Annotated in this window: 12 protein-coding genes; 5 read left to right on the forward strand and 7 right to left on the reverse strand. The window is 54.6% G+C overall.

What is annotated here, in order from left to right; all coding sequences use genetic code 11:
• The 5 genes from A9Q02_RS24890 to rpsL form a co-directional block, all read right to left on the reverse strand.
• The coding region (locus A9Q02_RS24890; RefSeq protein ID WP_245860208.1) for a GTP-binding protein at window positions 1–83 on the reverse strand (83 nt) is incomplete at its 3' end.
• 148 nt (window positions 84–231) lie between these two features.
• Window positions 232–1,149 carry a class I SAM-dependent methyltransferase gene (locus A9Q02_RS13810; RefSeq protein ID WP_097653671.1) on the reverse strand — a complete coding sequence of 306 codons (918 nt, stop codon included), beginning with the start codon at window positions 1,147–1,149 and terminating at the stop codon, window positions 232–234.
• Between the two features lie 6 nt (window positions 1,150–1,155).
• The gene (fusA, locus tag A9Q02_RS13815; protein WP_097653672.1) at window positions 1,156–3,264 is read right to left on the reverse strand and encodes an elongation factor G; all 2,109 of its coding nucleotides are present in this window, start codon (window positions 3,262–3,264) and stop codon (window positions 1,156–1,158) included.
• 87 nt (window positions 3,265–3,351) lie between these two features.
• The gene (rpsG, locus tag A9Q02_RS13820; RefSeq protein WP_097653673.1) at window positions 3,352–3,825 is read right to left on the reverse strand and encodes a 30S ribosomal protein S7; all 474 of its coding nucleotides are present in this window, start codon (window positions 3,823–3,825) and stop codon (window positions 3,352–3,354) included.
• Window positions 3,826–3,910: 85 nt separating this feature from the next.
• Complete coding sequence (gene rpsL / locus A9Q02_RS13825) at window positions 3,911–4,345, reverse strand: 30S ribosomal protein S12 (RefSeq protein WP_097653674.1); 435 nt, start codon at window positions 4,343–4,345, stop codon at window positions 3,911–3,913.
• Between the two features lie 312 nt (window positions 4,346–4,657).
• On the opposite strand from rpsL, the gene A9Q02_RS13830 reads away from it, so the two are divergent.
• Window positions 4,658–6,835 (forward strand): heterodisulfide reductase-related iron-sulfur binding cluster, encoded by a 2,178-nt coding sequence (locus A9Q02_RS13830; protein ID WP_097653675.1) that lies wholly within the window; start codon window positions 4,658–4,660, stop codon window positions 6,833–6,835.
• An 83-nt stretch (window positions 6,836–6,918) separates the two neighbouring features.
• Here A9Q02_RS13830 and A9Q02_RS13835 read toward each other — a convergent pair whose 3' ends face one another.
• Window positions 6,919–7,218 carry an RNA recognition motif domain-containing protein gene (locus A9Q02_RS13835; RefSeq protein WP_097653676.1) on the reverse strand — a complete coding sequence of 100 codons (300 nt, stop codon included), beginning with the start codon at window positions 7,216–7,218 and terminating at the stop codon, window positions 6,919–6,921.
• 732 nt (window positions 7,219–7,950) lie between these two features.
• Entirely contained in the window at window positions 7,951–9,981 is a 2,031-nt protein-coding gene (locus tag A9Q02_RS13840) for a S9 family peptidase (protein ID WP_245860549.1), read from the reverse strand.
• 330 nt (window positions 9,982–10,311) lie between these two features.
• Between A9Q02_RS13840 and A9Q02_RS13845 the strand changes: the two genes are divergently transcribed.
• The 4 genes from A9Q02_RS13845 (at window position 10,312) to A9Q02_RS13860 (ending at window position 15,640) form a co-directional block, all read left to right on the forward strand.
• The gene (locus tag A9Q02_RS13845; RefSeq protein ID WP_097653678.1) at window positions 10,312–10,980 is read left to right on the forward strand and encodes a helix-turn-helix domain-containing protein; all 669 of its coding nucleotides are present in this window, start codon (window positions 10,312–10,314) and stop codon (window positions 10,978–10,980) included.
• A 126-nt stretch (window positions 10,981–11,106) separates the two neighbouring features.
• Window positions 11,107–12,339, forward strand: a complete 1,233-nt coding sequence (locus tag A9Q02_RS13850; protein ID WP_097653679.1) for a hypothetical protein — start codon at window positions 11,107–11,109, stop codon at window positions 12,337–12,339.
• Window positions 12,340–12,342: 3 nt separating this feature from the next.
• Complete coding sequence (locus A9Q02_RS13855) at window positions 12,343–13,593, forward strand: ABC transporter permease (protein WP_097653680.1); 1,251 nt, start codon at window positions 12,343–12,345, stop codon at window positions 13,591–13,593.
• Window positions 13,594–13,783: 190 nt separating this feature from the next.
• Window positions 13,784–15,640, forward strand: coding sequence for an ABC transporter ATP-binding protein (locus tag A9Q02_RS13860; RefSeq protein WP_245860550.1), 1,857 nt, complete (start codon window positions 13,784–13,786; stop codon window positions 15,638–15,640).
• Window positions 15,641–15,765: the final 125 nt, after the last annotated feature.

Raw genomic sequence — 15,765 nt, forward strand, 5'->3', positions numbered from 1 at the left:
AGGGTCGTCTTGCCATGGTCTACGTGCCCAATCGTGCCGATGTTTACGTGCGGCTTCGTCCGCTCGAATTTCTGCTTTGCCATAAGCTTGATACTCCACAAGGTTTTGAGGTAGTGCTGGTCACCACCCAACGTTATTTCACTTTATCTCGATGAGAGGGGGCCAAACCCCTCACTTTTCAGCCACTCACACCCACCCGAGGACGTGAAGAACAAATCCTTTTCCGACACACTACAACAGGTCAGACTGCACCTGATGGGGATGAAGCACATCCGACCAGCAGGCATAGAGGGCAGTGGGCAGCAAGCGCCCGGAGCGTTCTTCGCGGAGGGTCAACTCCCCCGCGCTTGTCGAACCTGAACGCCGACTGAAAGCTGCCGTCAGCAAATTGTACAAGGTCAACGCGGACACATTCGTCGCATAAGCATTGAGCAACAACCCAAGGGACTGGTCACTCAAGAGTTGCACACACTGCGCAACAAGTTCAGGCAAATGCTCATTCAAGCGCCAGATTTCCCCTTTGGGGCCACGGCCAAAGACGGGAGGATCCATCACAATCAAGTCATAGTGGCGTCCACGGCGAATCTCGCGTGCAACAAACTTGCCAACATCATCAACGAGCCAGCGAATTGGCGCTGCTTCGAGGCCAGAAAGGCGTTGATTATCCTGCGCCCACCGCACAGCTGGCTTGGACGCATCGACGTGGGTCACTGCGGCACCGTGAGCTGCGGCATAGATACTCGTCAAGCCAGTATAACCAAAGAGCACAAGCACCGACGGTCGAGGGCTTCTGGCGAGCACATCTGCGAGCCAGGGCCAATGAGCGCTATGCTCGGGAAAGATCCCGGTATGACGAAACGGGGTTGGGCGAACCCAGAACGCTAAATTGTCATAGTGCAACGGCCACTGTTCAGGCAACTGACGGCGCGCAACCCAGTGACCAGGGGTATCATCGCCGCTGCGAGCTTTCGCAAAGGTTGCATCAGCACGCAACCACTCTTGTTCGGTCAACGTCACCGGCCAGATCGCCTGGGTATCGGGCCGTACTAGGGTATAGGAACCAAAACGTTCGAGCCTGGCACCGCCACCTGTATCAAGGAGGGCATATTCCCGCCAGGGTGGCGGTGCCAGCAAATGCAACTCAGGCATGCGTACTCAACTCGCACTTCGCTTTTCGATAATCTCTTTCGCAAGCGCGTCGGGCAACGCCTCGTAGTGATCGAACTCCATCGAAGAGGTTGCACGGCCCTGGGTCGCAGAACGAAGGTCGGTGGTATAGCCAAACATCGTTGCGAGGGGCACATAGGCTTTGACAATCTGCGCATTGCCGCGTGCTTCCATCCCTTCAACACGGCCACGGCGCGAGTTCAAATCACCGAGCACGGTTCCAAGGAAATCCTCGGGGGTTGTCGTTTCGACCTTCATAATTGGCTCAAGCAACTGGGGGCGGCCCTTACGAACACCGTCCTTCAGCGACATTGAAGCAGCAATCTTAAAAGCCATTTCGGACGAGTCAACCTCGTGGAATGAGCCATCATAGAGGATTGCTTTGAGGTCAACCACGGGGAACCCGGCCATCACACCGGTCTGCATGGCCTCTTTGATCCCCTGTTCAACGGCGGGAATATACTCACGAGGAACCGTCCCACCGACAATCTGGTTCACAAACTCAAAGCCAGCCCCAGGCTCTTGTGGTTGAAACTTAATCTTCACGTGAGCAAACTGGCCTTTACCACCAGTCTGGCGAACAAAGCGAGTCTCGATATCAGAAGCTGTGCTAATCGTCTCGCGATACGAAACCTGAGGCTTGCCCTGATTAGCTTCGACCTTATACTCACGGCGCATACGGTCAACAATCACCTCGAGGTGAAGCTCACCCATCCCCTTAATAATCGTCTGACCGGTTTCCTGGTCGGTATAGACACGGAAAGTCGGATCTTCCTCACTGAGACGATTCAGGGCAATAGCCATCTTATCTTGATCAGCCTTCGTCTTGGGCTCAATGGCCAACTCAACAACCGGCTCGGGGAAGCGAATACTCTCGAGCACAATCGGCTTATCGGGGTCACAGATAGTATCGCCGGTAAAACTCTGCTTAGGACCAACCATTGCCGCGATATCACCGGCATAGACCGTATCAATATCTTCGCGATGGTTTGCATGCATCTGGAGAATGCGTCCGAGGCGCTCACGCTGACCGCGGGTACTATTGAGGACATAGCTCCCCTTCTCGATCGTGCCAGAGTAGACCCGGAAATAGGCCAACTTCCCAACGTAGGGATCGGCAACAATCTTGAAGACAAGGCCAGAGAACGGTGCCTCATCGGTAACCTCGCGCAGGAGCAACTCAGCATCGTCTTCGCCAAGCAGATGACCGGGGAAAGTCCCCTGGATAGGGGGGCGTTCGAGAGGCGAAGGAAGAAACTCAACGACAGCATCAAGGAGTTTCTGGACGCCCTTATTTTTCAGTGCAGCACCACACAGAACAGGAACGAGCTTGCCCTCAATTGTAGCCTTACGGAGACCACGCTTGAGTTCTTCAAGGCTCAAATCCTCGCCCTCAAGATAGAGCAGGGTCAACTCATCATCGGTCTCAGCAATCATCTCAACGAGATCGGCACGCGCATTCTGGGCGCGAGCAAGCATATTCTCGGGCACATCCACTTCCTGAACATCCTTGCCGAGATCGTCGTTATAGATTGTTGCGCGCATCGTCAAGAGATCGACAACGCCTTTGAAGGTATCTTCAGCGCCAATAGGCAACTGAATAACTGCTGGTTTCGCACCCAGGCGGTCAACAATCATATCAACACAGCGCTCAAAACTTGCGCCGGTGCGATCCATCTTATTGACAAAGCAGACACGGGGCACACTATACTTATCAGCCTGACGCCAGACCGTCTCAGACTGAGGCTCAACCCCAGCGACCCCATCAAAGACCACGACGCCACCATCGAGGACACGCAGCGAGCGCTCGACCTCAACGGTAAAATCAACGTGGCCGGGCGTATCAATAATATTGACCCGATAGACTGTATCACCGAGTTTCCACTGCGCCGTAGTTGCAGCCGAGGTAATCGTAATCCCGCGCTCTTGCTCCTGGGGCATCCAGTCCATCGTCGCGGTTCCCTCATGAACCTCGCCGATTTTATAGGTGCGCCCGGTATAGAAGAGAATGCGCTCGGTTGTGGTGGTCTTGCCCGCATCAATGTGAGCAATAATCCCAATATTTCGCACTTTATCAAGTTCGAACTGGCGTGGCATACCGTCCCCTACTCCTAGGTCAGGCGAGCATATCGCCTCTTATAGGACTCACAGCAAGCATCAAACAGGAGAACTTCTGTTGAGCGCTTAGAGCCGTCCATAATGGGCAAAGGCACGATTTGCCTCAGCCATCTTATGTACATCTTCCTTACGTTTAATCGTCGTCCCGGTATTGTTATAGGCATCTACAATCTCATTGGCGAGACGCTCGTGCATCGGGCGACCACTACGTGAGCGAGCAGCAGTCAAGAGCCAGCGCATTGCGAGGGCATAGCGGCGGTCGCTCTTAACTTCAACAGGCACCTGATAGGTTGCGCCGCCAACGCGCTTGGGTTTAACCTCAATAGCGGGACTGGCATTGCGTAGCGCAATCTCAAACACCTCAAGTTGCGGCTTCCTGGTGCGCTCAGCGGCAATATCGAGCGCATCATAGACAATGCACTCGGCGACGCTCTTTTTACCGCGTTCCATCACTTTATTGATGAACTTCTGCACCAACACACTATTGTAGCGTGCATCAGGTGGCGGGATCCGCTTTTCAATATTTCCACGACGGGGCATAGAATTTCCTCAATGCTTGTAGCTGACAGATTGTGCAGCAACGAAGGCTGACAGAGCGACCGTTTTGCTTTGCGCCGTGCAGCAATTAGCGCTTCTTGCCAATCGCCTGGGCATTCTTCTTGGTACCGTACTTCGAGCGACCCTGTTTACGACCATTCACCCCCTGGGTATCGAGGGTACCGCGCACGATATGGTAGCGCACACCCGGCAAGTCTTTGACACGGCCACCGCGGATCAGCACCACCGAGTGCTCTTGCAGATTATGGCCCTCACCAGGGATATAGGCCGTTACCTCGATCTGATTAGACAGGCGGACACGGGCAATTTTGCGCAGAGCCGAATTCGGCTTCTTGGGCGTCACCGTTGCAACCTTGGTACACACCCCACGCTTCTGAGGTGAACCCTTGCCACGCGTCAACTTGCCCTTCAACGAATTGTACGTGAACCGCAGTGCAGGAGCCTTGGTCTTCTTCTCGACCGGCTTACGCGGTTTCCGTACGAGCTGATTAATAGTTGGCATCCAGCACTCCTACAGACTAAAGCTCGCTCATCAACATCCAATGTTCAGACAAAATAATATCCGAGCCCCGTATCTGGTCATAGCAGAAGCTACGCCTTAGAGTGGGCCGGTTTGACACACAGAGGACTATTCAGCGCGTGCCATGGCACGACGATAAAGGAGTATACCATTTGGCGGGGGGGTTGTCAAACGAGGAAAGCGTACAATTTTCACTACCAATTGTTGCCAGAGTAATCATTGACGCAGTATAGTGCAAATGTTATGATAAGCAAAATTTGCGTGCTGCCAAGGGAAGAAAGGCCTGGCTGCGATATGGATGAACCAATTATTGTTGCGATTCGTGAGATCTACTGGAACGTAGATCGTTTTGGCAAACTGGCTCCCATCTTTCTCTATGGTCTGATCCTGGTCACATCAATTGTGATGACCTGGGGTATTTTGCGTGATATTGGGCGATGGCGTAAAGGGCGTCCTGATGCACGCATTGACCAACTTCCCGCACGTACCGTTGAGTTTCTGGCCCAAGTCTTTGGCCAAAAGAAGGTACTGCGTGATCGTCGGCCAGGGATGATGCATGCTCTAATCTTTTTTGGTTTTCTGACCCTCTTTATTGGCACCGACATTATTGCGGTTGAAGAGGATTTTACGTTGCCGATGATGGGGGAGGATGCAGGCAAGATTCTTGTCGGCACGTTTTATCAGAGCTACGAATTTATTATGGATACGCTAGGGCTTGTTTTTGTGGCAGGCCTGAGCTGGGCTGCGTGGCGGCGGTATCGGATCAAAGAACCGCGCCTTGATAATCGGCGTACCGACGCGTGGGTGTTGTGGGTTTTGCTCTTCATTGGCATTGGCGGCTTTTTGATCGAGGGGTTGCGCATTGCCAATCAAGAAATTGGCGGCATTCCCGTCTATGAGCAGGCGTGGGCACGCCTAGCATATGTCGGCTTTGCGCTAGCCGTCGTCTTCAAAGCCATCGGGCTAGGGGATGGCAGTGCCATCGGGCTCAACCTTCACATTCTGCTCTGGTTCACCCATGCGGCAGCGACGGGAGCATTCATTGCGACACTACCGTTTAGTAAATTCAAGCACATCTTTTACACCCCGCTCAACACCTTTTTTCGGGATACAGCGCCACGCGGTGCCCTTGAGACCATTCCGGCGCTGGAAGCGGAAATCGAGAAAGACGAGCCCCGTCTAGGCATTGCGACGCTGGGTGATCTGAGTTGGAAGCACCGGCTCGATCTTGATGCCTGTATGCGGTGTGGGCGGTGTCAAGCGGCCTGTCCGGCGCACGCATCGGGGGCGGATCTTTCACCGAAGTATATTATTACCAAATTGCACGACTTGATGCGGGAAGAGCCGATCCATTTCAAAGATGGCACCGTCAAACTTGTCGCGCAGCTTGACATGGATGGACAAGAGGATGAAGAGGGAGGCAGGGGAACGATTGATAACGAGCGGGTACCCCTATACGAAAACCTCTTTACCGAAAATGAACTGTGGAGTTGCACGACATGTTATGCGTGTGTCCACGAATGCCCGGCGATGATCGAGCATGTTGACGATATTGTGGGTGCACGGCGACACCTCACGATGATTGCGAGCGAAGTGCCACAAGGGGTCAAACGGGTGCTTGAAGGCATCGAGCGTGCCGGCAACCCGTGGCGCTTGCCAGCCGGTGAACGGACAGCCTGGGCGGAGGGGTTGGATATCCCGATTATGGCCGAGCAAGAAGAGGCGGACGTACTCTTCTGGGTTGGCTGTGCGCCGAGTTACGACGAACGCAGCAAACGGGTCGCACGAGCCTTTGTGCAACTATTGCAACAAGCTGGCGTTAACTTTGCCATCCTTGGTGACGAAGAGACGTGCAACGGCGATCCGGCGCGACGCATGGGGGAAGAATTGCTCTATCAAGCACAGGTAGAGCAGAACATCGAGACGATGAAGCAATACAAATTCAAGACCATCGTCACGACGTGTCCCCACTGCTTCAACACAATCAAGAACGAATATCCTCAGTTCGGTGGTGGTGCGGGCGTTGACTATGACGTTATCCACCACACCGAATTCCTAGCGCGGCTGGTAGCCGAGGGCAAACTGAAGCCAGTGAAGCCGCTTGGCGAAAAGGTCGTGTATCACGACCCGTGTTACATCGGCCGTTACAACGACATCTATGATGCACCTCGTGAGCTACTGAAGAGCATTCCGGGGGTTGAACTGGTCGAAGCGCCGGATCGCAATCGCGAGCGCTCGATGTGTTGTGGCGGTGGTGGTGGCAATGTCTGGCTAGAGGGTTGGGGCAAAGAGCAGGTCAACTACATCCGGCTCGAGCAGTTGACCGAGGCACAACCAGCGACACTCGCGATGAGCTGCCCATTCTGCATGGTGATGTTTGAAGATGCCGCCAAGAACACTGGGCGGGATGAAAGCCTACGGCGGCGCGATATTGCAGAATTGCTCCTGGAGTCACTGGAACCTACGGCATGAGGGAAGCAGACATATAGACGTACTGAAGGCCAGCAATGCTGGCCTTCAGTGTGTCATCAGATTAAATTTAGAGGGAAGCTAAATTAATAGCGGCGATTGCCAAAGCCACCACTATCATGACGGGGGCCACGCGGACCGCCTTTATCTTCAGCTTCATTCACACGAAGAGGACGCCCCCCGATCTCAAGGCCATCGGTGTCACGGATCACCTTGGCAAGATCCTCCACTTCCATCTCAACAAAACCAAACCCCCGCGAGCGCCCGGTATCACGATCATAAATAACGCGAGCACTCTGCACCGAGCCATGCTCACGAAACACAGCTTCGAGTTGCTGATCGTCAATACCCCACGCGAGATTACCGACAAAGAGCTTTACTTGCATTCCGATCCCACTCCTGCGTGCCAGGCTACACCGTGACACACTGCACCGGCAAGGGCAAGCGCCCCTGCGTTCATCAATTCGGGCGACACGTCGAAGCAATACATTGAGTCACTTCGTGGAGAAATGTCGTCAAAACAGGCAAACCTTCCGAAACGACTCGGTGGAAAGGCCGACACACACGATCTTCATTGTTCGTGTGCCATGGCCTAGCTAAGCAAACGCCGCGGGCTGCACCTCGGTCGGGGAGGCACATGCATTCAAGGAGACGAAACCTATTGCAAAGGAGGCTCTTGCGACATCGTGACGCTGTTAGATATGGAAAGTGTACCACATACATATCACTTTGAGAAGCCCCCATGATGACTTTCAGGCAAATTTTGTACAAATAGTACGAGAGGGCATCTATTCACACGATAGCATCAAAAGGTATCATGAGAAATTATTCTTTTTGCAATTATTGATTTAGCGTACTAGAGCAAACCTAACGAGTTTGTCAAAGCATTTACGTACTTGCTCACGGCTATGCCGCGAGCAAGCACACAGTACCTTTACAAATACTTAAGACCAGAGAAGAATTTTGGGAAGATATGATCGTTTTCGGGGATTATTTGTGTAATATGTCACAGATTTAGCAATCTACGTCCCGAGGGACGCTACTTTGCTCAAAAAAACAGCCCGCGTCGTGGGCTGTTTTTCGAGCGAAGCAGGGGATGGAGGAGATAGGCTAGCGGGTTAGCAATAGCGGTCAAACCAGGCGAGGGTACGCCGCAAATGGTCAACGCGGTGGGCAGGTTCACCGGTGCGGGTAAGTTCGTGGCCTTCACGGGGGTAGCGAACAAATTCAACAACTTTCTTCTGGCGACGGAGGAAAGAAAAGAGTTGTTCGGCCTCGCTGATGGGAACACGGTAATCACACTCGCTATGCAAAAGCAAGAGAGGGGCAGTTATTTTATGGGCGTGGGCAAGAGGCGAGTGAACCCACAACTCTTCGGCCATTTCCCAGGGATAGCCATTGAACTCAATTTCGATCAACTCGTGGGCATCGGATGTAGAGGGGTGAGAGATGAGATTGTAGACACCGCGGGCGGCTACTCCACAGACAAAACGATCAGTGTGAGCCAACAACCAGGCGGTCATATAGCCGCCATAGGAGCCACCGGTAACGGCAATGCGCGCAGGATCAATGCCCCCGCGGGACAGCATGGCGTCAACACCTGCCTCGATATCAGGGGCATCGGCATAGCCCCAATTGCCACGGATGGCATCGCGCCACTGTTCGCCATAGCCTTCGGAGCCGCGTGGATTGCAGAAGAAGACGACATAGCCTGCGGCGGCCATCGTTTGCCATTCATGCCACATCGAACGGAAAGCCGGCCCCCACATCGTATGCGGACCGCCGTGAATCGAGACAATCATCGGATGAGGTTGATCGGGTTGCCAGGCAGGCGGATAGAGGGCCCATCCCTGAACCTCCTGACCATCGGGGGCAAGGTAGAGAATTTCATTGAGCGGAACCACAACACGCTGGTCGAGGTAGGCTTGATTGAGTGTGGTCAACTGGCGTTCGGTGCCATCAGCGTGGAGCAAGAAGAGTTCACCGGGATTCGCGGGGCTACTAGCGAGAAACGCGATCGTGCCATCACGGGCGACATCAAAGCCATTGACCATGCGCAAGCCGGGGACAAGAGTTATGCCATTGCGGTAGGTTGGCGTACCAGGCAAGCCAAGACTATACAGATGCTGATCACCGCGCCAGCCAGCCGTAAAGATGATGCCCTGGCTATCGGGTTGCCAGCGGAACTGTTCCACATTGAGATCGGTATGAGCAGTCAAATCCTCTGGCTCGCCGCCCTCAGCCGGAATGATAGCGACACGGTTACCATCGGCGAGAAGTTTTTGCTCATCGAGGCAAAGAAAAGCGATCATCGTGCCATCGGGCGAAGGTTGAGGATCGAAATAGGAGAAGCCGGGTTTGGTAAGAACGATGGGTTGAGCGCCACTAAGGGGAAGACGGAGCACATCATAGAAAGCGAAGAGCGAGTCGGCCTCGGGATCACGAGTCGCGGTACTAAGCAGGCTCTGACCATCGGGCATCCAGGTAGGGGCACCAAAGTGGATATCGCCATCGGTAAGGCGGCGTGGCCGGGGAAGTTGTTCGACATCATCAAGCGGCACATCAATGACATAGACGTGGCGGCGACGGTGGTCAAAGAAACTGGTGCCACTACGATAGGGGAGGCGCGTGATCACGCGTGGATCGATGCACTGCTCTTCTTCATGACGGCGCTGCTCGACGGCGCGTTGTGCGTCCCAGGCGGTAGCGGGGGCAGGCGAGGGTTCAGCGTGCTCACGGGCACGTTCTTCTTCGCTAACAGGGGCAAGAAAAGCAATCTGGCGACCATCAGGGCTCCAGACCGGATCACTGGCGCCATTGGGCATGGCCGTGAGTTGTTGAGCCTCACCGCCGGCGAGTTGAAGGCGATAGAGTTGTCCCTGAGGATCATCGCGACGTGAAACAAAGACCAGACTCTGACCATCGGGATTCCAGCGTGGTTGATAATCGAACAGCCCATGGGTCAAGCGGCGTGAGTGTCCAGTTGCGACAGAGGTAAGCACAAGGCGACGATGGTAACGATTCTCGTGCTTATTGGTCGTCACATAAACCGACACAATCGACCGGCCATCAGGACTAATCCGAACATCTTCAAGGGAGCCAAGCGAATAGAGATCTTCAACGGTTATGGGAGTGCGCTGAGTATCCACAGAGCATATCCTTACACAAGAGTTACGATGGAACAAAAGACAGTTATACGCCTTCTTCACATACGATAATTGTACCATATCTTGAGCACCTGTTACTAGCTGAGCATCAAAAACAAACTTGACAAGTAATTTTATTCAGATTATACTCAACCTGTTGTAGATTCTACAGATATATGGCAACAGAAAAGACAACTTTTAAATATCTAAGCAGATTACTCTAACGAATTCTCAAACAAACGGCTTTCTTAAAAGACTGCGGACACAATAATCCCAACATAATGTACAAACCTGTCAGGAGGAGACGACATGTCTATACAAGGAATAATCGGTATGGAAGAGCCTATTGCAGTCTTATTATTTCACACGGCTATGAGCAGAGGCCAATCGTTAAGTGATTTTGCCGAAGAAGTAGGGATTGGAACAATCTCATTGCGGCAATTTATGCTGGGCAAAACGACACGGCCACGTGAACGCACCATGGAAGCGCTTAGTAGCGTGCTCGATCTACCCATAGAAGAGATACGGCAGCGTATGGGGCGCCAGCCAGAGGCAGCCCCACCGTTTGGTGAATGGCTGAAGGCACAGATGGAAGGGCGTTTTTCGCGGTCACGGTTGAACCGTGAGGCGAAGATCAGTGATGGTGCCATGCGCAACTATCTCAGTAATCGCACCTTACCGGATGCCGATCAGTCACAACGGCTCGCCGAAGTGCTAGGAGTTGACACTCTTGCGCTCGCACGGATCATTGTTGCCAACCAATTTGCCGAAGCAGGCATCGTGCTGACGAACAGCTCGATGGTGGCCCCGATCAATAACGAAGCCGAGGGAAGCGACGGAGGAGCGCCGGTTGCGGAGGCGGATCTTAACGGATCAGGCGGGAAGCCAAGCGGACAGGAACTGTCGAGCGACGAAGTGCAACTACTTGGCCTATGGCGACAGTTGCACCCACAGGCAAAACGAGCAACGCTGGGCTACCTAGCTATTCTCGCGACTGAATAAGACGCCCAGATTCACATGAGGGGTGGGCCGCTAAGCGGCCCACCCCTCATGCGGATCTGAGGGACAACGACAACTTGCGCCTGCGCTTGACTCCTGGTACGATGCCTCAGCCTAATAGAGGAGGCTATGCGATACGTGAAACCTATGCGACTTATGGTGAGCATGATCAGCTTGATGCTGCTCGGTGTTACGATGGTGGTGTTAAGCGGATGCACGACGCGACCACTGCTTGGCGAGGTAAGCCTGAGTGCAACGTCGTTTAACCCAACCGAAGCGAGTCGGCCCCTGGATATTCGTTATGCGGTAGGCCGTGACGCAACCGTTGATATTTATCTGAATGATAGTACTGGTGAGCAGTTTAACCTGCGACGCAGAGACATACGCCCTGGCAGTCGTGAACCCTACATTTTGCGGTTTGATGGTACCGTACCGGTTGACGACCCAATAATTGTGCGGCGGATGTTGTCACCTGGAACCTATGAACTGGTCATCGCAGCGGAGGGAAACGATGGGCAACGGAGTGAACAGCGGCACAACCTGACGATTACCGGCAATGAGATAGGGTTACCAACCATCGAGAACCTGGTCGTGTCGCCCTCAATCATTTCGCCCAATGCCGATGCAATTGATGACATTGCAGAAATCACCTACCGACTGCCGGTGACAGCAACCGTTGACATTATGATGACGGCACCTGATGGTGAAGTCATCCCAGTAGTCACCCGCGAAGAGGTAGGGCCATACGAACAGCACCACATCTGGAATGGCAAACGACCGAATCAATCGCTCTTGTCGGCGGGCATCTACACCTACACGGTGCGGGCAGAAGATGCATATGGCAACATTGTGCAGCAACAGGGACAACTTGGACTCGAAGATGTCGGGCAACCCGAAGCGCGCATTGTTGCGGCGCACATCGCCCCGCAGCGCGTCATGCTGGGAGACGTCATTACCGTGACCATGCGGGTGCGCAATACCGGCGATGTCCCGATCCGCACGTACGGGCCACCGAGCGGCTTCGCCTACACGACCGATGAAGTCTTTTCGTCGGTTGAGCAAGGACGTTACACGGCCCAGGCGGGTGGCTTCTGGCGGGTCGGCATGGATTGGGACGCCAATAGTGGGGGTGGACCGCGGCGCTACCCATTCCGCTGGGCCATTTCGCCCCGGCCAACCGAAGAGTGGGCGATCCCAGGGGTCGAAGACTTCTTGATGCCAGGCGAAGAGGTCGAGATTGTTGGACAGATTCGCATTTTGCAGCGTGAGACCCGAATGGGTTTTTATGTCGGGTTGATCCAGGATGGAGTCGGCTTCTTTCAGGATCGCACGGCACGAACAATTATCGAAGTCGGTTTCTAAACTATGGAACTTGGTGATATTCTGCGTACAGCCTTAGAGAATCTAGGGCGGCGCAAAGTACGTACGATCCTGACGTCAACCGGGGTCATTGTGGGCATCTTGACGATTGTCACAATGGTTTCGCTCGGTGTTGGCGTACAACGCGAGGTACGGGCGCAATTTGCGGCGTTAGGGCTGGAGAATGTCTTTGTCAACCCCGGCGTCCAGCGTAACGATGATTTTTTTACCCAGTTTGGCACACCACGCCGATCGAATCCGATCACGCCTGAGGTGGTTGCGCAATGGGAAGCCTTGCCAACGGTGCAGGGCGTCGTTGCCCAGATCAATCTTGATGATGTGACATCGTTGATCGAGTTTGCCAATGGCGATCTCACCTCGATCCGCGTGACAGGGCAGCAAGTCTTTGCCAACCCGTTTCGCAGTGAAGCGTCGGCGCTGGCAGGCGACATTAGCCCGGTGCAACAAGCAGGGCGAGTCGTGCTTGCGGCGGGTGCGTTGCCAGAGGGAGTTGAGGCGGGAGAACTTGTCGGACAAACAATCACGATTGTGCTCCGCAGTCCACGCGGTGAAAGTGAGCGCTTCCCGCTGATTGTTGCCGGGGTAAGCGACCTACCTGACAACGAAGTCCAGGCGACCGTCGCTGATATGGCGACGATGAAATCGTGGTGGTTCAATGTCCCGGACTACCTGCAAACCCAGGGGTACGATCTGGCGGTGGTGCGGGCAAATGACGTCGCAGCGGCGGCAGTGCTTGTGCGCACCTTTCGCGAAGAGGGGTACCGCGTACAATCACTCGAACTAATCCTCGAACAGGCGAACCGGGTTTTTGCGGTAATCAACGTCATGCTTGCCTCAGTTGGCGGATTGGCGCTCTTTGTGGCGAGCCTCGGGATCGTCAATACCATGATTATGGCGATCTACGAGCGCACGCGCGAAATTGGCACGCTGAAAGCGATTGGTGCATCACGGGGGGATATTCGCAACCTGTTTATGATCGAGGCAGGGCTAATCGGGTTGCTTGGTGGAGCGTTTGGGATTGTAGGCGGATGGCTACTAGGCCTATTGCTCAACGAAGTGATTGCCTGGTACATTGCGCGCGAGCAACTCCCGATTGCGGCGACCTTCTTTGTGACCCCGTGGTGGCTCGCGCTGGCAGCGCTCGTCTTTGCCGCACTGATCGGGATCGTGGCGGGACTCTACCCGGCAGCGCGAGCGGCACGGCTTGATCCGTTGGTAGCGCTGCGTTACGAATAAACACCGCCTTCGGCTTGACATGCCGTGCTCGGCCAACCTATGGTTGGCCGAGCACGGCGTTGTCTAACATACGCCTTTTGGCTGATGGCTAGCTCGCCCGTGTGTGCTACCCTGGCTGAGATGAGCAGATGATGGGCCCGGTTGCGCTTGGCGAGGCGCCGGTCGCGCTCTTGCAGATAAGGAGATGATTTTGCATCAGCAGAGCGAGTTTACAATTAAAGATGCCTATCAGTACAACCATGCAAGTCGGTGGCAATGGATTGTCGCGCATGTGGTGCGGTACAAATGGCTGGCGCTGGTAGCGATAGGCTGTTATATTTTGGGATGGATTGCCTATGCAGGTGCACAGGTCTTCATTGGACGTGCCGCCGAAGAGATTCTGCAGCCGAGTGCCGCCCAGGGGTTGCTGATGCTGGCGCTGATCATCATGGGGCTACTGGCGCTGGATGGCATTTCGATGCTGATTGGTACGCTTGCCGCTGAGACGGTGGCATCGCACTTCGAAGCCGATGCACGTCAGGAGCTCTATGCGAGTCTGCTGGGGAAGAATAAGGCGTTTCATGATCGGCAACGAGCTGGCGACATTATGGCACGGGCGACCGACGACACGCAGCAGTTGAGCAGCATGATCGTGCCCGGATCGAGTCTGATTTTTGAAACCATCCTGGGAATTCTGATTCCGATCACGTTTATCGCGCTGACACGGCTTGAACTAGCACTGATTCCCCTCGGCTTTGTAGCGGCCTATATTCTGCTAGCGCGGTCACATATTCGGCGCTTACAACCGGTGATCGACCGTCAGCGCGAGCAATACGGCACGCTGAACGCGGGGCTCGAAGAGAGTCTTTCGGGGATCGAAGTCGTGAAAGCGAGCGCACGCGAAATCTTTGAGCAAGGCAAATTTCGGCGTAACGCACGGATCTTCCGCGATCTCTTTGTGCAGCAAGGCGCTATCGAGGCACGCTATCTGCCACTGCTGGTCTATGGCATTGCGGCGGGCCTGACCTTCCTCCATGCGATGTGGCTTTATCGGCAGAGCGTGATTGATCTTGGCTCGGTCATTACGGTGATCGGACTGATGAATGTTTTGCGGTTTCCGACCTTTATTTCGATCTTTGCGTTTTCAGTTTTTCAGGCTGGTTTATCAAGTGCCGGACGTATTCTGAGCATTATCAAAGCCGAGACTGACTTGCATGAGAATGCAACCGGATATGCGGCCCCGATGCGTGGTGCCATCACGTTTGAACATGTGAGTTTTGGATATGCGCGGCGGGGGGCAACGGGCACAATTGAAGCACCATCGGCCGAGGCACACACACCTGCGGCAACTCTTGAGGCGGTATCGTTTGACGTTGTACCGGGGCAGACGGTCGCCATTGTAGGACAGACTGGCAGTGGCAAGAGTGCGCTGACACAACTCGTGAACCGTACGTATGACGCGACGAAGGGACGGGTTCTGATTGACGGGGTCGATGTGCGTGACTGGAGTCTTGATGCGCTACGGTCACAGATTGGCAAGATCGAGCAAGACATTTTTCTCTTCTCGCGGAGCATCGGGGAAAACATTGCGTTCGGGGCACCGGGAGCGACGCAGGCCGAGATTGAAGCCGCCGCCCACGCTGCTCAGGCGCATGCGTTTATCATGAGTTTTCCCGATGGCTACGCGACGGTTGTGGGGGAACGGGGCGTCACGCTTTCGGGGGGGCAACGTCAACGCATTGCGCTGGCGCGAGCCTTCCTGAGTAATCCGCGCATTCTGATCCTGGACGATAGCACGAGTGCAATTGATAGTGCAACTGAGGATCAGATTCAGCAAGCGATCCGCAAAGCCCAGGAGGGGCGCACCGTACTTTTGATCACCCACCGGCTCTCACAGATCCGCTGGGCCGACCAGATCCTGGTGCTTGACAGTGGCCGACTGGTAGCAGCAGGAAGTCACGACGAACTGCTACGATGCTCACGTCACTACCGGCGGATCTTTGCCCGATTTGACGTTGATCTGCCGCCACTCGAAGATGAAGCGACGCCGGTGCGGCGAGCAGCATAAGCGGTGGGTGGGGAATGTGCGTGGGCGGCAGGCAAGCCTGCCGCCCACGCACGGCAGAGGATGAAGGCTCGGCGGGGGCAACGCAAGGCCTGCCGCCCACGCACGGCAGAGGATGAAGGCTCGGC

It is taken from the genome of Candidatus Chloroploca asiatica (assembly GCF_002532075.1).
Classification (GTDB): Bacteria; Chloroflexota; Chloroflexia; order Chloroflexales; family Chloroflexaceae; genus Chloroploca; species Chloroploca asiatica.